Below are 19065 nucleotides of genomic sequence, written 5' to 3' on the forward strand. Positions count from 1 at the left end.
TTCGTGACGAAACGATGGCACTTGACCTTTTGTGACTTGCCACCAATTGCCGAAGTCGAAACCGGCACTGATCAACTCGATAGAATCGATTCATGCCCAGCGACAGTCCCGTTCCCCCGAAGCTCCCGCAGCCGCCCAACCAGCCTTCGCTGCCTGATGGGGGGGAGGGAACTGTCATCCTAGAAAGACAGTCATCCAAGGTGGAGCCACCGAGGCTGTATCAGGTGGTCATGCTGAACGACGACTACACACCAATGGAATTCGTGGTGATGGTGCTGCAGCAGTTCTTCCATCGCGATCTCGAGACCGCGACGCAGATCATGCTGAAGATCCACCATGAGGGCCGGGGGGTGTGTGGCGTATACACCAAGGACGTTGCCGCGACCAAGGTGGAAATGGTGCTTGCCGCCGCGCGCCGCGCGGGGCATCCTTTGCAGTGCATTATGGAGGCCGCATGATTGCCCAGGAACTTGAAGTCAGCCTGCACATGGCGTTCGTCGAGGCGCGCCAGCAGCGCCACGAGTTCATCACCGTGGAACACCTGCTGCTGGCCTTGCTCGACAACCCGTCGGCCGCCGAGGTCCTGCGGGCCTGCTCGGCCAACATCGATGATCTGCGCAAGAGCTTGACGCACTTCATCAAGGAGAACACGCCGACCGTCGGCGGCAGCGACGAGGTGGATACCCAGCCGACGCTGGGCTTCCAACGCGTGATCCAGCGCGCGATCATGCACGTCCAGTCGACCGGCAGCGGCAAGAAGGAAGTTACCGGTGCCAATGTGCTGGTGGCGATCTTCGGCGAGAAGGACTCGCACGCCGTCTACTACCTGCACCAGCAGGGTGTGACGCGCCTGGACGTCGTCAACTACATCGCCCACGGTATCAAGAAGTCCGACCCGCCCGAGCCCGCCAAATCAAGTGACGGCACGAGCAGTGGCGAGGGCGAGAAGGAAGAGGGCGAAGGCAAGGGCTCGCCGCTCGAGCAGTTCACGCAGAACCTCAATCACCTGGCGCGCGAAGGCAAGATCGACCCGTTGATTGGCCGCGAGCTGGAGGTCGAGCGTGTCATCCAGGTGCTGTGCCGCCGCCGCAAGAACAACCCCCTGCTGGTGGGCGAGGCCGGAGTTGGCAAGACCGCCATCGCCGAGGGCCTGGCCTGGCGCATCACCGAGGGCGACGTGCCCGAGGTGCTGGCCGATTCCACCGTCTACGCGCTCGACATGGGCGCGCTGCTGGCGGGCACCAAGTACCGCGGCGACTTCGAGCAGCGCCTGAAGGGTGTGCTCAAGGCGCTCAAGGACCAGCCCAACGCGGTGCTGTTCATCGACGAGATCCACACGCTGATCGGCGCGGGCGCTGCCTCGGGCGGCACGCTGGACGCGAGCAACCTGCTCAAGCCGGCGCTCAGCTCCGGCAACCTGAAGTGCATCGGCGCGACCACCTTCACCGAGTACCGCGGTATCTTCGAGAAGGACGCCGCGCTGTCCCGGCGCTTCCAGAAGATCGACGTGGTCGAGCCCTCGGTCGAGCAGACGGTCGAGATCCTGAAAGGCCTCAAGTCGCGCTTCGAGGAGCACCACAGCGTCAAGTACGCCCTCAACGCGCTGCAGGCGGCGGCAGAGCTGTCGGCCAAGTTCATCAATGACAGGCACCTGCCGGACAAGGCCATCGATGTGATCGACGAGGCCGGTGCGGCTCAGCGCATCCTGCCCAAGAGCAAGCAAAAGAAGACCATCACACGCCTCGAGGTCGAGGAGATCGTTGCCAAGATCGCCCGCATCCCGCCGGCCAGCGTCTCCAACGACGATCGCTCGAAGCTGAAGAACCTGGACCGCGATCTCAAGAGCGTGGTGTACGGGCAGGACGTTGCGATCGACGCCTTGGCGGCCGCGATCAAGATGGCGCGTTCGGGCCTCGGCAAACCGGACAAGCCCATCGGCTCCTTCCTCTTCAGCGGCCCGACCGGCGTCGGCAAGACCGAGGTGGCCAAGCAGCTGGCCTATATCCTGGGCATCGAGCTGATCCGCTTCGACATGTCCGAGTACATGGAGCGCCATGCGGTGAGCCGCCTGATCGGTGCGCCTCCGGGCTATGTCGGCTTCGACCAGGGCGGCCTGCTGACCGAGGCGGTGACCAAAAAGCCGCACGCGGTGCTGCTGCTCGACGAGATCGAAAAGGCCCACCCGGATGTCTTCAACGTGCTGCTGCAGGTGATGGACCACGGCACCTTGACCGACAACAACGGTCGCAAGGCCGACTTCCGCAACGTCATCATCATCATGACGACCAATGCGGGAGCCGAAACCATGCAGAAGTCGGTGATCGGGTTCACCAACCACCGCGAGCAGGGCGACGAGATGGCGGACATCAAGCGCCTGTTCACCCCAGAGTTCCGCAACCGGCTGGACGCCATGGTCAGCTTCCGCGCGCTGGACGAGGAGATCATCCTGCGGGTCGTCGACAAATTCCTGCTGCAGCTTGAAAGTCAGCTGGCGGAAAAGAAGGTCGAGGTCACCTTCGCCGACGTGTTGCGCAAGCACCTGGCGAAGAAGGGCTTCGATCCGCTGATGGGTGCGCGGCCGATGCAACGCCTGATCCAGGACACCATCCGGCGGGCCTTGGCCGACGAACTGTTGTTCGGCCGCCTGGTCGACGGCGGGCGCCTGACCGTGGATCTGGACGACAAGGAAGAGGTCGTGCTGGATATCCAGCCGAGCAAGAAGAGCGACAAGCCGAAGGCTGAGCCGGCCACCGCCTGACGCCTTTCAGCCCCGACCCCGAGGCCCCTCGCGAGGGGCCTTTTTCTTCACCGCCGGCGCTCAGAAGGCCGCGGGATCCTGGCCGAAGTAGCCCCGGAACAGGGCATACAGAGCGGCGTGTTCGTCGCGGAAGGCGATCGGCGCGACGAAAAACGCCTCGGCGGCGACCGCAAAAAACTCGTCCACGCCTTCGGCCCCGTAGGGGTCCAGGAAGGTAGGGCGGCCGCGGTCGACGCGGTCGCAAAAGCGCTCGTAGTCGGCGTCGATGCAGTCGGCCCAGGCCTGGCGCGCCGCAGCGGGCAGGGGCGGGATGCCGTCGGCCTCGCCGTCCAGCATGTCGATCTTGTGCACGAACTCGTGGATCACCACGTTGTAGCCCAGCTCGGCCGCTTCCTCGCCCAGCTGCACGTCGTGCCAGGACAAGGTGACCGGCCCGCCCTCCATGGCCTCCCCGGCCAGCACCTCGTCGTAGTGGTGCATCACGCCGTCCTCGTCCAGCACCTCGCGGCGGGCCACCACCTCGTCATGGTGCATCACGATCCCGACGAAGCCGTCGTACATCGCCAGACCCAGCCGGAGCACCGGCACGCAGGCCTGGGCCGCGACGGCGACGGCGACTTCGTCGGTCACGAGAAAACCGCCCCCACCGGTGAATTCCTTGCGGGCCAGGAAGAGCGTCGTGAGCCGCCGCAGCTCGTTCACGTCGGCGTCCGATCGCCGCGCGAGGAAGGGGTGACGCGCCAGCGTGTACTGCCACAGCGGCTCGGGAATCGGGCGGTTCTGCAGCAGGCGCTCCTCCTGCCGCTGGCGCCAGCTCTGCAGCCAGTTCAACACGGCGCGGACAGGTCGAGGCGGACGACCCCGGCCCCGCTCAGCCGCAGCACTTCGGCGCGTCGGGGATGGCCGGGGTCCGCAGCATCGAGGTCCCAGTCGCTCAGCACATGACGGCAGCGGCCGCCCGCGACGGGATGGCTGGCCGGGCGGTGGGTGTGACCGTGCACGAGCACGTCGGCGCCGCTGTCGTCAAGCCAGCGCTCGACGGACGCGACATCCAGGTCGGCATAGGCCTCGGGGCCGTGCTCGCGCTTGCGCTGCTCGCTGGCCCGCCGCAGTCCCGCCGCGATCTCGCGCCGCTGGGCGAGCGGCTGGGCCAGGAAGCCGGCGCGCCACTGCGCTGCGCGCACCTGGGCCCGGAAGCGCTGGTAGTCGAGGTCGTCGATGCACAGCAGGTCGCCGTGCGTCAGCAGGTAACGCTGACCCTGGAAGTCCAGCAGTGTGGGATCGGGGAGGGCATGCACTCCGGCGCCGGAAAGGAAGTTCGGCCCGACCAGGAAGTCGCGGTTGCCGGCCATGAAGCCGATCCAGCGATGTCGGGACGCCTCCCTCAGCAGCTCCGCGCAGTGGTGCTCGAAGCCGTCGGCCGCCGCATCGTCGCCGACCCAGACCTCGAACAGATCGCCGAGGATCAGCACCGCCTCGGCCGTCGTGTGCAGCAGGTGCTCGCGAAACGTCGCCAGGGTGGCCGGCAGGCCCTCCTGCAGATGCAGGTCGGACAGCAGATCGACCGCTCGCCAATGCGGCGGGGCGACCAGCCGGTGCACCTCGGGCAGGGGCAGCGGCCCCTGGGCTGTTCCCGGGGCGGCACCGGAGGGACTCAAGGTCAGACTTCCACGGCCTTGTTGATGACCACGTCGTCGAGCGGCACGTCGTCGTGGAAGCCGCTGCGGCCGGTTTTCACGGCCTTGATCTTGTCGATCACCTCGGTGCCCGCGACCACCTTGCCAAACACCGCATAACCCCAGCCCTGCACGTTCTCGGCCTTGAAGTTGAGGAAGTCGTTGTTGGCGACGTTGATGAAAAACTGCGCGGTCGCCGAGTGCGGCGCCTGGGTGCGCGCCATGGCCACGGTGTAGGTGGTGTTCTTCAGACCGTTGTTCGCCTCGTTCTGGATCGGCTCGTCGGTCGGCTTTTGCTGCATGCCCGGCTCGAAGCCGCCGCCCTGGATCATGAAGCCGTCGATCACGCGGTGGAAGATGGTGTTGTCGTAGTGGCCCTTGCGCACGTACGACAGGAAGTTCTCGGTCGACTTGGGCGCCTTCTCGGCGTCGAGTTCGATCTTGATGACGCCGTGATTGGTGTGCAGTTCGACTGCCATGTTTATTTCTCCACAGTGACTCGTTTGATGATGACCGGCTGTGCCGGGACGTTCTGATGCACGTTGCCCTGGGCGTCCTTCTTGTCGGCAGTGGCGGTCGCCTTGATCTTGTCGACCACCTCCATGCCGCTGACCACCTTGCCGAAGACCGCATAGCCGTTGCCGTCGCGCGCGTGGGCGGCGTCGAGGAAAACATTGTCCTTGACGTTGATGAAAAACTGCGCCGTCGCCGAGTTCGGGTCCATCGTGCGCGCCATGGCAATGGTGCCGCGCTGGTTGCTCAAGCCGTTGCGGCTTTCGAGCGGAATGGGCTCCCGGGTCGGCTTCTGGGCCATGTCGGGCGTGAAGCCACCGCCCTGGATCATGAAGTCGGGGATGACGCGGTGGAAGACGGTGCCGTCGTAGTGCCCGTCCTTGACGTACTGCAGGAAGTTCGCCACGGACTTCGGTGCCTTGGCCGCGTCCAGTTTCACGACGATGTCGCCCGCCGACGTGCTCAGCTTGACGGTCTGTGCCGATGCTGCGGTGGCCAGGCAACCAAAGGCCAGCGCCCAGCCGGCCAGGGCGATCCGGGAATTCGTCATCCAATCACTCCTTCGTGCATTCTTGAGAATCCGACATTGTCCACCTTCCGGACGCGGCACCCGCCCGGTGTCCCCGCGACAGGGCAGGGTGAGTGCTGATCAGTGACGGCCCGCAGGAGGGGGCATGCCGAGCAGGAGGCGAGTCTGGGCCAGCTTCCGTGCCAGTCCCGCGTTGTCGGCGTCGAGTTCCAGCGCGCGCGCATAGGCCAAGCCCGCGAGAGCAGCGTGCACGTCGGCCAGGTTCTCATGGGCGGCGGCATAGCCCGGGCGCAGCCGCACCGCCATTTCGAAGGCGGTGCGCGCCTTGTCGTACTGCTTGTCACCGGCGTAGAGCACGCCGAGGTTGTTGTAGGGTTCGGGCAGCTGAGGCTGGTCGGCGATCAGCCAGGCGTACTGCTCGATCGCTTCAGCGCTGCGCTTCTGTTCGGCGAGCACGACGGCGCGCAGGAAACGCAGCTCGGTGTCGGCGGGCTGGCGGGTGAGCGCCTGCTCCAGCTTGGCCATGGCCTCGGCCGTCTTGCCGGCGCGCAGCAACTCGCGGGCCTCGGCCGCGTTCTGCGCTCGGGCGGCGGCGGCCAGCGCGCAGAGCCCGAAGGCGAGCAGCCAGGCGCGCATCGCGTGTTGCAGGCTGCGGCGTGACGCTCGAAAATGCATGAACGATCCTTCTGGCAGGGGCCCGCTACAATCCGACGATTGTATCGTCCAGTCCCGGACCTCTTCCCGCAAACCCGCATGCACGCACGCTTGGCGCCGTGTTGAAATCTCTTTCGACCGAAATCGCGCCGGCCGGCTGCCCGACTGCGCGCGCCCGTCGGCCCTGACGGCGCCTCCCCCTGTTGCCTGGCGACTCGTTCGCAGTTCCGCTCATGACGCTTTCCATCTACAACACCCTGACACGCCGGCTGGAGCCGTTTGAACCGATCGAGCCCAACCATGTGCGCATGTACGTCTGCGGCATGACGGTCTACGACCTCTGCCACGTGGGGCATGCCCGGATGATGATGGCCTTCGACATGGTGCAGCGCTGGCTCAAGGCCAGCGGCTTTCGGGTCACCTACGTCCGCAACATCACCGACATCGACGACAAGATCATCCGGCGCGCGCTGGAGCGTGGCATCACGATTCGTCAGCTCACGGAGGAGATGGCGCACGAGATGCACGTGGACATCGGCCAGCTCGGCATCGAGCCGCCCACCCACGAGCCCCGCGCCACCGAGTACGTCGGCGAGATGGTGGGCATGATCTCGGCGCTGGAGGGCAAGGGCCTGGCTTACCGGGCGGCCAACGGCGACGTCAACTTCGCGGTGCGCCGCTTCCCCGGCTATGGAAAGCTCTCGGGCAAGTCGCTCGACCAGCTGCGCGCCGGCGAACGTGTGGCGGTGTCCGACGGCAAGGAGGATCCGCTCGACTTCGTGCTCTGGAAGGCCGCCAAGGACAACGAGCCCGAGGACGCCAAGTGGGATGCCCCCTTCGGCAAGGGCCGCCCGGGATGGCACATCGAATGCTCCGCGATGGGCTGCGCCCTGTTGGGCGAGCAGTTCGACATTCACGGCGGTGGCATGGACCTGCAGTTTCCCCATCACGAGAACGAGATCGCCCAGAGCGAGGGTGCGACCGGCAAGCCCTTCGTGAAGGTCTGGATGCACAACGGCTTCGTCAATGTCGACAACGAAAAGATGTCGAAGTCGCTCGGCAACTTCTTCACCATCCGCGACGTGCTGCAGAGCTACGACGGCGAGACGGTGCGTTTTTTCATGCTGCGCACGCATTACCGCAGCCAGTTCAACTACAGCGATACCCATCTCGAGGATGCCCGCCACGCGCTGCGCCGGCTCTACACGGCGCTCGACGCCGTGGCGCCCGCCGAGGTGACGATCGACTGGGCTCAGCCCCAGGCGGCCCGCTTCAAGGCCGCGATGGACGACGACTTCAACACGCCGGAGGCGGTGGCCGTGCTGTTCGAGCTGGCCGGCGAGGTCAACCGTGGCAAGTCGCCCGAGAGCGCCGGCCTGCTGAAGGCGCTGGGCGGCGTGCTGGGCCTGCTGCAGAGCGAGCCGCGCGCCTACCTGCAGGGCGGCCACAGCGGCTTGGACGAGGCCGCCATCCAGGCGCAGATTGAGGCACGTGCGGCCGCGAAGAAGGCGAAGAACTTCGCCGAGGCCGACCGCATTCGCGAGGCGCTGGCCGAGCAGGGCATCGTGTTGAAGGACACGCCGCAGGGCACCACCTGGGTGAAGGCCTGACGGTCCAGATGGCCAAGGCAGTGACCCCCGACTACTGGGACGATGCGTGCAAGCACCTGTCCCGGCGCGACCGCGTGATGCGCAAGCTGATTCCCCAGTTCGGCGAAGCACGCCTGCAGAGCCGAGGCGACGCGTTCACGACGTTGGCGCGCTCCATCGTCGGCCAGCAGATCTCCGTGAAGGCGGCGCAGGCGGTCTGGGACCGCTTCGCCGGCCTGCTCAGTGTGCCGTCCACCCGCATCCCGCCCTCCCAGGTGCTGCAACTGCCCACCGAGAGCCTGCGGGATGCCGGTCTGTCCGCGCGCAAGGTGGAATACCTGCGCGACCTGGCCTCGCACTTCGACAGCGGCGCCGTGCATGTGCGGCAGTGGCACTCGATGGACGACGAAGCCATCATCGAGGAGCTGGTCGCGATCCGCGGCATCGGTCGCTGGACCGCCGAGATGTTCCTGATCTTCCACCTGATGCGGCCCAATGTGATGCCGCTCGACGACCTCGGCCTGCTCAAGGGCATCAGTGTCAACTACTTCAGCGGTGAGCCGGTTTCGCGTGCCGAAGCGCGTGAAGTCGGCGACGCCTGGGCCCCTTTTCGATCGGTTGCGACGTGGTACATTTGGCGCAGCCTCGACCCCCTGCCCGTCGAATACTGATTCGGATACTGATAACAGATGAGGGGGCGATCCTCACACATCACGTCGGGATGACTTGGGATGAGCAAAAAACACTTTCTCGAGTTCGAGCAGCCCATCGCCGAACTTGAAACCAAGATCGACGAGCTGCGGTATGTGCAGAGCGAGTCGGCGGTCGACATCTCCGAAGAGATTGACCGGCTCGGCAAAAAAAGCCTGCAGCTCACGAAGGACATCTACTCCAGCCTGAGCCCCTGGCAGGTGACGCAGATCGCGCGCCATCCGCAGCGGCCCTACACGCTGGACTACATCAACGAGATCTTCACCGAGTTCCAGGAACTGCACGGCGACCGCCATTTCGCCGATGACCAGTCCATCGTCGGCGGGCTGGCGCGCTTCAACGGCCAGGCCTGCATGGTGCTGGGCCACCAGAAGGGCCGCGATACCAAGGAGCGAGCGGCGCGCAACTTCGGCATGTCGCGCCCGGAAGGCTACCGCAAGGCCTTGCGGCTGATGAAGCTGGCCGAGAAGTTCGGCCTGCCGGTGTTCACCTTCGTCGACACGCCGGGGGCCTATCCCGGCATCGGCGCCGAGGAGCGGGGCCAGTCCGAAGCCATCGGGCGCAACATCTTCGAGATGGCGCAGCTCGAGGTGCCCATCATCACGACCATCATCGGCGAAGGCGGTTCGGGCGGTGCGCTGGCGATCAGCGTCGCGGACCAGGTGCTGATGCTGCAGTACTCGGTCTATTCGGTGATCTCGCCGGAAGGCTGCGCCTCCATCCTCTGGAAGACCGCCGACCGCGCGTCCGACGCCGCCGAGGCGCTGGGCATCACGGCGCACCGGCTGAAGGCGCTGGGGCTGGTGGACAAGATCGTCAACGAGCCGGTGGGCGGTGCGCATCGCGACCACAAGCAGATGGCCGCCTACCTCAAGCGCGGCCTCAACGATGCGCTGCGCCAGGTCGCTGACCTGCGTCCGCGCGACCTGCTGCAGCACCGCTACGAGCGGCTGCAGAGCTACGGTCGTTACGTCGACACCAAAGAACGCGGATGATCCGGCGGGCGCTGCAGGCTGACCGTCCGGTGGTGGCGGTGGCCTACAGCGGCGGCCGCGACTCCACGGCGCTGCTGCACGCGACGGCGCAGGCCGCGCACGAGCAAGGTGTCGAGGTGCTGGCGCTGCACGTCCACCACGGACTGCAGCCCCGCGCGGACGACTGGCTGGCGCACTGCGAGCGGCAATGCGCCGCCTGGAGACGCAAGGGCTGGCCCCTGACGCTGGTGTCGCGACGGCTCGAGTTGGCACCGGGCCGTGGCGACAGCGTCGAGGCGGTGGCGCGCAAGGCACGCTACCAGGCCCTGCACGAGATGGCGCAGTCGCACGGCGCCGGCATCGTGCTGCTGGCCCATCATCGGCGTGACCAGGCCGAGACCTTTTTGCTGCAAGCCTTGCGCGGTGCCGGCGTGGCCGGCCTGGCCGGCATGCCGCAGGCGGCCGAGCGTGCCGGGGTGGTGTGGACGCGGCCCTGGCTGGAACACCCCCGCGAGGCCGTCGAGGCCTATGTGCGCCAGCACCGCCTGCGCTACATCGACGACGACAGCAACAGCGACCCCCGCTACGCGCGCAACCGCCTGCGCCTGCAGGTCTGGCCGGCATTGACCGCGGCTTTCCCTCAGGCCGAGGCGACGCTGTCGGACGCCGGTACCTGGGCCCGCGACGCGAGCGTTTGCCTCGCCGAGTTGGCCGAGCTGGATCTCGCCGCGTTGCAGGACGAAGACGACGCCCTGCGGCTGTCACCGCTGCTCAAGCTGGGTGCAGCGCGTGCGCGCAATACCTTGCGCCACTGGTACCGCCGCCTGGCTGGCCAGCCGCTGCCGGCGGCTGCGCTCGAAAGGCTGTGGGCTGAGCTGCCGGGCGCTGGCGCGGCCCAGTGGGAGCTGCCGGCAGGGATGCTGCGCTGCTACCGGGGACGCCTGAGTTTCAGCCTCCGGCCTGCCACGCCGGCTGCGTCTGGTCCCGCGCGGCAGGCCCGCCTGCAGATCCGCCGTGCCGGGCGCTACCGGCTGGCGGGCTGGGGCGGCACGCTGGTGGCGCGCCGGGTTGCGGCAGGCGGCGTGGCGCTGCCGCTGTTGGCCGAGTTGACCCTGGCCGAGCGCAGCGGGGGCGAGCAGTTCCAGAGTGGCCCGGGGCGTCCGCCCCGCAGCCTCAAGAAGCAGTTCCAGGCCCAGGGCGTGCCCGCCTGGGCCCGCAGCGGCCCCTTGCTCTATGCCGGCGAGCGCCTGTTGTGGGTGCCGGGCCTCGGCATCGACGCGCGCGCGCGGGCGGGCAGCGGCGAGGCCCAGGTGTCGCTGGACTGGCTGCCGGACGAGGTGGGCTGAGGGCGCCTCGCAGGGCGACGGTGTGGGCGGCGCAGCCGCTACAATCGCCGGTTCGCGACCGCGGCGCGAACCCTCTCCTCCCATCCTTTTCCGCGCACCCAACTCCCATGGCACTGATCGTTCACAAATACGGCGGCACCTCGATGGGCTCGACCGAGCGCATCCGCAATGTCGCCAAGCGTGTCGCCAAATGGGCTCGGGCCGGCCACCAGATGGTGGTGGTGCCCTCGGCCATGAGCGGCGAAACCAACCGGCTGCTGGGCCTGGCCAAAGAGCTGGCCCCGCAGAGCCACACCGACGCCTATGCGCGCGAGCTGGACATGATCGCGTCCACGGGCGAGCAGGTCTCGGTCGGCCTGCTGTCCATCGCGCTGCAGGCTGAAGGCATGCAGGCCGTCAGCTATGCCGGCTGGCAGGTCCCGATCAAGACCGATTCGGCCTACACCAAGGCGCGTATCGAGAGCATCGACGATGCCCGGGTGCGTGCCGACCTGGCCGCCGGCAAGGTCGTGATCATCACCGGCTTCCAGGGCATCGACGCTCTGGGCAACATCACGACGCTGGGTCGCGGTGGCTCCGACACCTCCGCGGTGGCCGTGGCCGCGGCGATGAAGGCCGACGAGTGCTTGATCTACACGGACGTCGACGGCGTCTACACCACCGACCCGCGCATCGTTCCGGAAGCGCGCCGCCTGCACACCATCAGCTTCGAGGAAATGCTCGAGATGGCCAGCCTCGGCTCCAAGGTGCTGCAGATCCGCTCGGTGGAGTTCGCGGGCAAGTACCGCGTGCCGCTGCGCGTGCTGTCGAGCTTCACGCCGTGGGACATCGCCATCGAGGAAGAGGCCAAGTCCGGAACGCTGATCACCTTTGAGGAAGACGAGAAAATGGAACAAGCAGTTGTCTCGGGCATCGCGTTCAATCGCGACGAGGCCAAGATCACCGTGATGGGCGTGCCCGACAAGCCCGGCATCGCCTACCAGATCCTCGGTGCCGTGGCCGAAGCCAACATCGATGTCGACGTGATCCTGCAGAACGTCTCGCACGAAGGCAAGACCGACTTCTCGTTCACGGTGCATCGCAACGACTACGCGAGGACCGTCGAGCTGCTCAATACCAAGGTGCTGCCCGAGCTGGGCGCCGAGAAGGTGGCCGGCGACACGCGCATCTGCAAGGTCTCGATCGTCGGCATCGGCATGCGCTCGCATGTCGGCGTGGCTGCCGCGATGTTCCGTGCCCTCAGCGAAGAAGGCATCAACATCCAGATGATCACGACCAGCGAGATCAAGACCAGCGTCGTGATCGACGAGAAGTACATGGAGCTCGCCGTGCGCGCACTGCATCGTGCTTTCGATCTGGACCAGCAGGCCTCGTGAAGTTGTTGTTGTGATCCGGCATTTCCGCGCTAGAATGTCGGCTTCACCGATTTTCCGGTTGGAGACGTGACCGAGAGGCCGAAGGTGCTCCCCTGCTAAGGGAGTATGCGGTGATGAGCTGCATCAAGGGTTCGAATCCCTTCGTCTCCGCCAAGCAAAAACAAAAAAGCCACCTTCGGGTGGCTTTTTTGTTCGTCGCTTGTTTTTGTCGCGAGCGCGGGCCAAAAAAAAGCCACCCGAAGGTGGCATGGATCGAGGTCGAGGTCGTTCTTGAAGTGACGGTCGAATCGCCGGGCCGCAGCAAGCCCTGCCCGGCACCAGGTCTCAGGCGCTTGCCTGGGCCTTGCTCGCTGCCGTCGAGCGGCGGCGTAGCATCAGCGCCGCCAGGCCGAGGCCCATCAGCGCATAGGTTTCGGGCTCCGGCACCGGCACCACTTCGCCGGTGACGTCGACGAAGGCCGACAGGCTGGCCCACTGAGCAGCCTCGGTGGTGTTGCTGTAGGTCAGCGTGAGCTGGCCCGACAAGGTGTCGAAGGTGGCGCCGTTGCCGACCGCGACTTCCGCCTGGTCGGCTTGTTCTTCACCGTTCACGGTCAGGGTCAGGCCGGCGAAGGCGCGTGCACCGAAGCAGGTGGTGGCGCACAGGTAGTCGGTGGCAGCGGTGACGAAGGCATCGGCCGACAGCGTCACGCTGGTCTGGGCCGGGATCAGGAACAACAGCCCGGGCGCCTGGATGTCGCGCGAGGTGAAGCCGGAGTAGGCGACGCCGGTGCCGCTGACGTCCGCTGTCGCTTCCAGCAGGCCTTCGTTCCAGTCGGCATTGACGGTCAAGTTGTCGACACCTTGCTCGTAGCTGAGGGTGTCGGTAGGGCCGGTCAGGTCACGGCCGAAAACGATGGGCTGGGCGCCCGGCAGGATGTAGGTCACTTCGCTGCGGCCGACGTTCTGACTCCAGCTCGGGTTCGGGACGTTGGGGTCGCTCGGGTCCAGGTCTTCCACCGTGATCGCAAGATTGGACAGACGGGCGGTCGCGCTGTCCGCCATGGCGATGGGCAGAGTGAGCGCAAGAGCCAGTCCTGCGATGACGTTTTTCATTGAAACCTCCCTGTGCAGATGGCCGCCCCAGCAGGGACGGGGTCGCAAAGTTGAACTGCGGCCGGACCACATATAACGCGGCCGGCCGGGATTCTCGCCGACCGAGGTGACACCGGGTAAGGGAATGTCAGTGATGCCGCGCTTGCCCCTCAGCCCTGGCGGGACGCGGCCGGAGAGGGAGAAGCGAGCCGGTCACGATGTGCGACGCAGCGGCCTTCGTCGCACATCGGCTTACAGAGACAACAAGAGCAACAGGTGTCCCGAGGTCCCGTTCAACGAGGGGCGTGCTGGCCGTGGTGCGGCTGCACGGCCGCTGGGACGGCTCCACTGCCCACCTTCATCTGCACCGTGATCTCGCCGGCCTTTTCGAACTGGAGGGTGACAGGCAGGACGTCGCCCTGCTTCAGCGCGGCCTTCAGCCCGAAAAACATCACGTGCAGTCCGCCCGGCTTGAGTTCCACCTTCTGCCCGGGCGGCAGCTCGATGCCCTCCACCTGGCGCATGCGCATCACCAGGCCCTCCATCTTCATGCTGTGTAGCTCGGTGGAGGCTGCCGCCGGCGTGCGCGCCGAGACCAGCCGGTCGGCGGCCTGACCGGGGTTCTCCAGGGTCAGGAAGCCGCCGCCCGAGTTTTGTCCCGGCACCGTGGGCCGGGCCCAGGCGTTGTGGACCAGGACGCCGGCGGCGGGGGGGGGCGATGCGGCGGAGCCGAGGGCGCCTGCGAGCGCCAGGAGGCAGAGAGCGCGTTTCATCTCGGATGCCTTTCAGTGTGAAGTTGATGGAAAAGAGGTGAAGTTCAGGCCGCGAGCGTGCGGCGCGGTCGGTGTTCACCCCGCAGGCGCAGCGCTTCGACCAGGGCGAAAGCCAGCAGGCTCCAGCCCAAGACGGGCAGCGCGAAGGCCAGCAGCAGCGCCGCGATCCAGATCCATGGCGGCACCGATCGCAGCTGCCGAAGCAGCAGCGGCGGCGCAGCTACACGGCCGCGCGGCCGCCGCAGCCACCTCATGAGGCCGGACACATGCAGCCGGGCTTCGAGCAGCGGTGCGCAGACATACAGCAGGCCGGTCAGGGCGGCGAAGACGAGCAGGGGCGCACAGAGCAGGCCGGACAGCGCGGCCGTTGCGGCGGCATGGGGCAGGGCGGGTGGCGACATGGTGCTGATGGCAGTACGGAAGCAAACAGACCGCCCGCTGTGTGCCGCTTCAGCACGTCGCCGGGCAGGGCAGGGGAAGGATCCGAAGCGGAGAGGAGGCGGAGCGCCTCGCGGGCGCGGTCGAACCCGCAGGCGCGGCGCCAGGCGCTCGATACGGACGCCAAGGGCGCGGGTTCAGCCGGAGATGGGCGGGGCGTGTTGCAGACGTGCCGTCCAGTCGGCGGCGGCATCGGGAGCGAAGGCCTCTGGCGGCGCCGTCGCGCGCGGCGGCAGACGCGGCGCGTGGGGGCCCGCGGCTGCCTCGGGGCCGCCGGGCGCGGCGAACGCGAGCAGGCCCGAGAGCACGCAGTGCGCGTCACCGTGCAAGGTCGACGAGCCAGACCTGTCGGGGTCCGTATCGTTCGGGGCGCCCAGCTCGCTGCCGTCTGCAGCGAGCATGACGGTCTTGACGCCGTAGGCGGTGCACACCTCTACCAGGGTGCGTCCCTGCCAGCTGGCTGCCGCCGCGGCCAGCAGCGGGGTGCCGGCCTTCAGCAGCAGCGCGAAGGCGATGACCCAGAAGGCAAGACGCGGAGACCGGCGGGAGGCGGACATGGGCGCGATTGTGCCTCAGGCCTGCCTGGCGTAGCGCGCCGCCACGTCGCTGCACGCTTGACCCCGCCGGCGGCGCAGGCGCGCGGCATGCAAGCGCAGCCACTGCACAATCGCGCTTTCCTTGTCGTGTGGGAGTTCTTGCATGTCGCTCGCCGGTCTGACGTGGGTTCGGGGTCTGCTGCTGGCCGGCCTGTTGTCCGGGGGGGTGCCGGGCACAGGAGCCTCCGAGACGCCGGTGGACGCCGACGTCGGTGACGAGCCGCCGTTTCCTCAATTCGCCTCCGCCGAGGACTTGGGACGTGCTTGCGACGCGGGACTGGCACGGCTGCGGGAGCAGGAGCAGGCGCTGGCCCGCATGGCGCCGGGAACGGCGATGCTGACGGCGCTCGACGATCTCCATGTGGCCGGTGAGGACGCTGCCGGCGCCATCTACCTGCTGCTCAACGTGCATCCCGACAAGGCGCTGCGTGATGCGGCGCAGGACTGCTCGCTGAAGTGGCAGGATTTCTGGTCCAGCTTCAGTCAGAACGTGCTGCTGTACCGCAAGCTCAAGCAGGTGCGTCCGGCTGATCCGGTCGATGCGATGCTGCTGCGCGAAACCCTCGAAGACTTGGAGGACGGCGGCGCCGCCCTCCGGCCCGCCCAGCGCCAGCGTGCCAAGGCGATCCAGGATCGCGTCAGCGCCCTGCGCACGGAGTTCGACCAGCGCCTGCGGGACGACGACAGAACGGTGGCTTTCGCGCCGGAGGAACTCGCCGGCGTTCCCGAGGGGGTCTGGAGGGAGGCGCCGCGCAACGAGCAGGGCCAGGTGCTGCTGGGACTGGATTACCCCAGCTACCTTCCGGTGCTGGGCCACGCGTCAAGCGCTGCGGCGCGTGAGCGGATGTGGCGTGCGAAGCTGGACGAAGGCGGTCAAGCCAATCTCCATGCCCTGGGTGAAATCGCCCGGCTGCGACACGAATATGCAAGGCTGTTCGGTTTTTCAAGCTACGCGGACTTTGCCTTGCGTCGTCGCATGGCAAAAAGCGCCGACCAGGTGCAACGTTTCCTGGGCGAAGTGAAGCAGGCCGTGGCCCAGCGGGAGGGGCGCGACATCGAGGAACTGCGCCTCGCCAAAGCACGCCACCTGCAGCAGCCGGCCGAATCAGTGAAGTTGGAGCGTTGGGATGTGCTTTTCTATACCGAGCGGGTGCGCCGCGAGCGTTATTCGGTCGACCAGGAGGCATTCCGTTCCTACTTCCCGCCGCAGCAGAGCCTGGAGTTTGTGCTGCGGCTGAGCGAGCGCCTGTTCGGGGTGCACTTCGAGCGCCGCGACACCCCCGCCTGGCATCCCGAGGTGCAGAACTACGCAATGCGGGACGAGCGCAGCGGTGCGTATCTCGCGAGCCTGTTTGTCGACATGTATCCGCGTCGCGGCAAATACAACCATGCCGCGGTATGGAGTTTCCGTAGCGGCGCCACGCGCCTGGGCCGCACGCCGCAGTCGGCTCTGGTGGTGAATTTCGATCGCAAGGGTTTGACCCTGGAAGAACTCGAGACACTGCTGCACGAGTTCGGCCATGCCTTGCACAACAATCTCTCCAAGACCCGCCATGCCAGCCAGTCGGGTACCAGCGTGCTGAGGGATTTTGTCGAGGCGCCTTCGCAGATGCTGGAAGATTGGGTTTACCAGCCGGACGTGCTGGCACTGTTCCGGGAGGTCTGCAGCAACTGCCCGACCTTGCCGCCGGAGATGCTGGAGCAGGCGGTGAAGGCCAAGCATTTCGGCAAAGGCAACTTCACCGCGCGCCAACACCTGTTCGCCAGCTACGACCTGGCGCTGCACGGGCGTCGGCCGGTGGAGCCGCTGGCGCTCTGGGCCCGCATGGAAGCGGCCACGCCGCTGGGCCATGTGAGCGGTACCCGTTTCCCGGCCAGTTTCAGTCATGTGGCCGGCGGTTACGCCGCCGGGTATTACGGCTATCTTTGGAGCGAGGTGATCGCCCGCGACCTTCAGACGGCTTTCAAGGACAAACGGCTGGACCCGGCGACCGGGCGGCGCTACCGAGAGACCGTGCTCGCCAACGGCGGGCAAGTGCGCCCGGAGGTGCTGATCCGGCGTTTTTTGGGCCGGCCCGCACGCCCCGACGCGTTTTTCGAATATCTGGCGCGCTGAGCGAAGGACACGCCAACGAAAACGCCGCAGTCGCGGGCGTTTTCGTTCCATGGCATGCGGGCTGGAGGGCCGGCCGCCTGGGCCGGCCAGAAGCTCGCAAGCCGGGCTCAGATCGCGAGTTGTTCCAGCGTCTTGCCGGAGGCCAGCGCCTGCTCCACCCATTTGGGCTGGCGGCCGCGGCCGGTCCAGGTCTCGCCGGTGGCGCCGTTGCGATATTTAGGGGCCACCTTGCTGCCCTTGGTCGCACTGCCGGTCTTGGTGCCCGTTTTGCCACCGAGATCTGCCACCGTCAGGCCGTATTGCGCCATCAGCGACTTGATCTGCGCGATGGCATCGGACAATTCCTGCTTGCGGGCGCTCTCGATTTGCTTTTCGAGGTCGGCTTTCTGGGCGAGAAGTTCCTGGTATGTGGCCATTTCTCAATATGCTCGCGAAAGGGTTGGAAAGAGGGGAAGCTGCAATCAGCGGGCCGATAATAGCCGCAGTGGGGAAGCCGCGCAACCGGCGAGTTCGGCCGACCTCAATTCGGACGGTATTCCCGTCGCTGGCCGACGGGTTTTATTCGGCATATGGCAGGGCCCTTGCTCGGGGTTAGTGCAGCCTGGCACAGGGACCCTGCCTCGTGAACTGCTTCGTGCGTCGCTGTTCGCCAAGAAGTGCTAGCTGCACCTCTTAAGTTTTTCCTGCGCTGTTGCAACGTTCTCGTTGCACCAGCGAAGCTGACTTATGTCATGACCCACAAAGCAAAAACACCCGCCCACGCGGGGCGGGCGGGTGTTTTCAATTGAGCGGTCGGGCTTACTTGTAGCCCACGCGGTCGAGCATTTGCTGGACCTTGCCCTGGTTCGCGCCGACCACCGAGATCGGGATCAACTCGGCCTTGAAGGGGCCCAGCGCGTCCAGCGCCGGGTTGCTAATCTTCACGGATTTCACGACCGCGTACTCGTTGTTGCCGTTTGCAAAATAGTTCTGCGCCTCGGCGGTAGAAAGGTACTCGAGAAAGAGCTGGGCGTTCTCGCGGTTCTTGGCGTTTTTCGCCAGGGCACCGCCGGCGACGTTCACATGTGTACCGCCGCTCTGCTGGTTGGGGAAGACCACTCCGACCTTTTCGACCACCTGACGGTCCTCGGGCTTGTTCGAGCGCATCATGCGGGCCAGGTAGTAGGTGTTGGTCAGCGCAATGCGGCACTCGCCACTGGCGACCGCCTTGATCTGGTCGGTGTCGCCGCCCTTGGGTTCGCGCGCCATGTTCTCGACCACTCCCTTGGCCCAGGCCTCGGCCTTTTCAGGGCCCAGGTGCTCCATCAGCGAGCCGAACAGCGAGAGGTTGTAGGGATGCGAGCCCGAGCGGGTGCAGACCTTGCCCTTGTTTTTCGGGTCGGCCAACTCCTCGTAGGTGTCCACGTCTTCCTTCTTGACGCCGGCCTTGTTGTAGACGATCACACGGGCCCGCGTCGAGAAGCCGAACCACTGCGATCCCTGCCCCTTGTCTTCGCCTCGAAGATGGGCGGGAATGCGCTCTTCGAGCACCTTGGACTTCAGCGGCTGGAACAGGCCGTCCTGCTCGGCACGCCACAGGCGCGCAGCGTCGACCAGCAAGATCACGTCGGCCGGGCTGGCCGTGCCTTCGCTTTTGAGGCGGGCCAGGATGCCGGCGTCATCGGCATCGACCCGGTTGATCTTGATGCCGGTGGCTTTTTCGAAGTTGCCGTAGAGCGCTTCATCCGTCTGGTAGTGACGGGCCGAGTAGAGGTTGAGGACCTTTTCCTGGGCAACGGCCGAGGCATGCAGGCCGGCGGCCAGGGCAAATACCGTCAGCGGGGCGGCGAAACGTCTCAACATGGTGGAAATCTCCTTCGAAAAATTGTGCTTGCATTCTAAGCGTGAACAAGAATGATTCTCAGAACGAGCAAAAACCAAGGGATTTGTCGCCAACCCTGAA

Annotated in this window: 20 protein-coding genes and 1 tRNA gene; 9 read left to right on the forward strand and 12 right to left on the reverse strand. The window is 66.3% G+C overall.

The window, feature by feature from the left end; genetic code table 11:
* Window positions 1–92: 92 nt before the first annotated feature.
* Window positions 93–458: an ATP-dependent Clp protease adapter ClpS gene (clpS, locus tag OOT46_RS07975; protein WP_265403064.1), complete on the forward strand. Its 366-nt coding sequence runs from the start codon at window positions 93–95 to the stop codon at window positions 456–458.
* Window positions 455–2758, forward strand: a complete 2304-nt coding sequence (clpA, locus tag OOT46_RS07980) for an ATP-dependent Clp protease ATP-binding subunit ClpA (RefSeq protein ID WP_265403065.1) — start codon at window positions 455–457, stop codon at window positions 2756–2758. The genes clpS and clpA overlap by 4 nt, the downstream gene beginning before the upstream one ends.
* A 60-nt stretch (window positions 2759–2818) precedes the next feature.
* Here clpA and OOT46_RS07985 read toward each other — a convergent pair whose 3' ends face one another.
* The 5 genes from OOT46_RS07985 to OOT46_RS08005 all read right to left on the reverse strand — a co-directional run bounded on the left by OOT46_RS07985 (window position 2819) and on the right by OOT46_RS08005 (window position 6151).
* Complete coding sequence (locus OOT46_RS07985) at window positions 2819–3592, reverse strand: zinc-dependent peptidase (RefSeq protein ID WP_416136166.1); 774 nt, start codon at window positions 3590–3592, stop codon at window positions 2819–2821.
* Window positions 3586–4416: a UDP-2,3-diacylglucosamine diphosphatase gene (locus OOT46_RS07990; RefSeq protein WP_322114242.1), complete on the reverse strand. Its 831-nt coding sequence runs from the start codon at window positions 4414–4416 to the stop codon at window positions 3586–3588. The genes OOT46_RS07985 and OOT46_RS07990 overlap by 7 nt, the downstream gene beginning before the upstream one ends.
* Before the next feature lie 2 nt (window positions 4417–4418).
* Window positions 4419–4913, reverse strand: coding sequence for a peptidylprolyl isomerase (locus tag OOT46_RS07995; RefSeq protein WP_265403066.1), 495 nt, complete (start codon window positions 4911–4913; stop codon window positions 4419–4421).
* Window positions 4914–4915: 2 nt separating this feature from the next.
* The gene (locus tag OOT46_RS08000; protein WP_265403067.1) at window positions 4916–5497 is read right to left on the reverse strand and encodes a peptidylprolyl isomerase; all 582 of its coding nucleotides are present in this window, start codon (window positions 5495–5497) and stop codon (window positions 4916–4918) included.
* A gap of 99 nt (window positions 5498–5596) precedes the next feature.
* Window positions 5597–6151: a tetratricopeptide repeat protein gene (locus OOT46_RS08005; protein WP_265403068.1), complete on the reverse strand. Its 555-nt coding sequence runs from the start codon at window positions 6149–6151 to the stop codon at window positions 5597–5599.
* A gap of 212 nt (window positions 6152–6363) precedes the next feature.
* On the opposite strand from OOT46_RS08005, the gene cysS reads away from it, so the two are divergent.
* The 6 genes from cysS to OOT46_RS08035 all read left to right on the forward strand — a co-directional run bounded on the left by cysS (window position 6364) and on the right by OOT46_RS08035 (window position 12279).
* Window positions 6364–7740, forward strand: coding sequence for a cysteine--tRNA ligase (gene cysS / locus OOT46_RS08010; protein ID WP_265403069.1), 1377 nt, complete (start codon window positions 6364–6366; stop codon window positions 7738–7740).
* Between the two features lie 8 nt (window positions 7741–7748).
* Window positions 7749–8390, forward strand: coding sequence for a DNA-3-methyladenine glycosylase family protein (locus tag OOT46_RS08015; RefSeq protein WP_265403070.1), 642 nt, complete (start codon window positions 7749–7751; stop codon window positions 8388–8390).
* 60 nt (window positions 8391–8450) lie between these two features.
* Window positions 8451–9425, forward strand: a complete 975-nt coding sequence (locus OOT46_RS08020; RefSeq protein ID WP_265403071.1) for an acetyl-CoA carboxylase carboxyltransferase subunit alpha — start codon at window positions 8451–8453, stop codon at window positions 9423–9425.
* Window positions 9422–10750, forward strand: a complete 1329-nt coding sequence (tilS, locus tag OOT46_RS08025) for a tRNA lysidine(34) synthetase TilS (protein ID WP_265403072.1) — start codon at window positions 9422–9424, stop codon at window positions 10748–10750. The genes OOT46_RS08020 and tilS overlap by 4 nt, the downstream gene beginning before the upstream one ends.
* Window positions 10751–10857: 107 nt before the next feature.
* A complete protein-coding gene (locus OOT46_RS08030; protein WP_265403073.1) occupies window positions 10858–12126 on the forward strand; it encodes an aspartate kinase in 1269 nt (422 codons plus the stop codon).
* A gap of 60 nt (window positions 12127–12186) precedes the next feature.
* A tRNA-Ser gene (locus OOT46_RS08035) sits at window positions 12187–12279 on the forward strand.
* 171 nt (window positions 12280–12450) lie between these two features.
* Here the strand turns inward: OOT46_RS08035 and OOT46_RS08040 are convergent.
* The 5 genes from OOT46_RS08040 to OOT46_RS08060 form a co-directional block, all read right to left on the reverse strand.
* Window positions 12451–13221, reverse strand: a complete 771-nt coding sequence (locus OOT46_RS08040; protein WP_265403074.1) for a PEP-CTERM sorting domain-containing protein — start codon at window positions 13219–13221, stop codon at window positions 12451–12453.
* A gap of 272 nt (window positions 13222–13493) precedes the next feature.
* A complete protein-coding gene (locus tag OOT46_RS08045; RefSeq protein ID WP_265403075.1) occupies window positions 13494–13973 on the reverse strand; it encodes a copper chaperone PCu(A)C in 480 nt (159 codons plus the stop codon).
* A gap of 44 nt (window positions 13974–14017) precedes the next feature.
* Entirely contained in the window at window positions 14018–14374 is a 357-nt protein-coding gene (locus tag OOT46_RS08050; RefSeq protein WP_265403076.1) for a hypothetical protein, read from the reverse strand.
* A gap of 174 nt (window positions 14375–14548) precedes the next feature.
* Window positions 14549–14968, reverse strand: coding sequence for a DUF2946 family protein (locus OOT46_RS08055; RefSeq protein ID WP_265403077.1), 420 nt, complete (start codon window positions 14966–14968; stop codon window positions 14549–14551).
* A gap of 15 nt (window positions 14969–14983) precedes the next feature.
* On the reverse strand, window positions 14984–15112 hold the full coding sequence (locus OOT46_RS08060; RefSeq protein ID WP_265403078.1) for a hypothetical protein: 129 nt from the start codon (window positions 15110–15112) through the stop codon (window positions 14984–14986).
* Here OOT46_RS08060 and OOT46_RS08065 point away from each other — a divergent pair.
* Window positions 15111–17123, forward strand: a complete 2013-nt coding sequence (locus OOT46_RS08065) for a M3 family metallopeptidase (RefSeq protein WP_265403079.1) — start codon at window positions 15111–15113, stop codon at window positions 17121–17123. The genes OOT46_RS08060 and OOT46_RS08065 overlap by 2 nt on opposite strands.
* Window positions 17124–17230: 107 nt before the next feature.
* Here OOT46_RS08065 and OOT46_RS08070 read toward each other — a convergent pair whose 3' ends face one another.
* Both OOT46_RS08070 and OOT46_RS08075 read right to left on the reverse strand, forming a co-directional pair.
* Entirely contained in the window at window positions 17231–17539 is a 309-nt protein-coding gene (locus tag OOT46_RS08070; protein ID WP_265403080.1) for an H-NS histone family protein, read from the reverse strand.
* 382 nt (window positions 17540–17921) lie between these two features.
* On the reverse strand, window positions 17922–18965 hold the full coding sequence (locus OOT46_RS08075) for a Fe(3+) ABC transporter substrate-binding protein (protein WP_265403081.1): 1044 nt from the start codon (window positions 18963–18965) through the stop codon (window positions 17922–17924).
* Window positions 18966–19065: the final 100 nt, after the last annotated feature.

The organism is Aquabacterium sp. A7-Y (assembly GCF_026153205.1).
GTDB lineage: Bacteria > Pseudomonadota > Gammaproteobacteria > Burkholderiales > Burkholderiaceae_C > Caldimonas.

What these genes read in the sequence shown, in the direction of transcription:
- clpS (WP_265403064.1), top strand. Translation starts at nt 93, where the DNA reads ATGCCCAGCGACAGTCCCGTTCCCCCGAAGCTCCCGCAGCCGCCCAAC.
- clpA (WP_265403065.1), top strand. Translation starts at nt 455, where the DNA reads ATGATTGCCCAGGAACTTGAAGTCAGCCTGCACATGGCGTTCGTCGAG.
- OOT46_RS07995 (WP_265403066.1), bottom strand. Translation starts at nt 4,913, where the DNA reads ATGGCAGTCGAACTGCACACCAATCACGGCGTCATCAAGATCGAACTC.
- OOT46_RS08000 (WP_265403067.1), bottom strand. Translation starts at nt 5,497, where the DNA reads ATGACGAATTCCCGGATCGCCCTGGCCGGCTGGGCGCTGGCCTTTGGT.
- OOT46_RS08005 (WP_265403068.1), bottom strand. Translation starts at nt 6,151, where the DNA reads ATGCATTTTCGAGCGTCACGCCGCAGCCTGCAACACGCGATGCGCGCC.
- cysS (WP_265403069.1), top strand. Translation starts at nt 6,364, where the DNA reads ATGACGCTTTCCATCTACAACACCCTGACACGCCGGCTGGAGCCGTTT.
- OOT46_RS08015 (WP_265403070.1), top strand. Translation starts at nt 7,749, where the DNA reads ATGGCCAAGGCAGTGACCCCCGACTACTGGGACGATGCGTGCAAGCAC.
- OOT46_RS08020 (WP_265403071.1), top strand. Translation starts at nt 8,451, where the DNA reads ATGAGCAAAAAACACTTTCTCGAGTTCGAGCAGCCCATCGCCGAACTT.
- tilS (WP_265403072.1), top strand. Translation starts at nt 9,422, where the DNA reads ATGATCCGGCGGGCGCTGCAGGCTGACCGTCCGGTGGTGGCGGTGGCC.
- OOT46_RS08030 (WP_265403073.1), top strand. Translation starts at nt 10,858, where the DNA reads ATGGCACTGATCGTTCACAAATACGGCGGCACCTCGATGGGCTCGACC.
- OOT46_RS08040 (WP_265403074.1), bottom strand. Translation starts at nt 13,221, where the DNA reads ATGAAAAACGTCATCGCAGGACTGGCTCTTGCGCTCACTCTGCCCATC.
- OOT46_RS08045 (WP_265403075.1), bottom strand. Translation starts at nt 13,973, where the DNA reads ATGAAACGCGCTCTCTGCCTCCTGGCGCTCGCAGGCGCCCTCGGCTCC.
- OOT46_RS08050 (WP_265403076.1), bottom strand. Translation starts at nt 14,374, where the DNA reads ATGTCGCCACCCGCCCTGCCCCATGCCGCCGCAACGGCCGCGCTGTCC.
- OOT46_RS08055 (WP_265403077.1), bottom strand. Translation starts at nt 14,968, where the DNA reads ATGTCCGCCTCCCGCCGGTCTCCGCGTCTTGCCTTCTGGGTCATCGCC.
- OOT46_RS08065 (WP_265403079.1), top strand. Translation starts at nt 15,111, where the DNA reads ATGTCGCTCGCCGGTCTGACGTGGGTTCGGGGTCTGCTGCTGGCCGGC.
- OOT46_RS08060 (WP_265403078.1), bottom strand. Translation starts at nt 15,112, where the DNA reads ATGCAAGAACTCCCACACGACAAGGAAAGCGCGATTGTGCAGTGGCTG.
- OOT46_RS08070 (WP_265403080.1), bottom strand. Translation starts at nt 17,539, where the DNA reads ATGGCCACATACCAGGAACTTCTCGCCCAGAAAGCCGACCTCGAAAAG.
- OOT46_RS08075 (WP_265403081.1), bottom strand. Translation starts at nt 18,965, where the DNA reads ATGTTGAGACGTTTCGCCGCCCCGCTGACGGTATTTGCCCTGGCCGCC.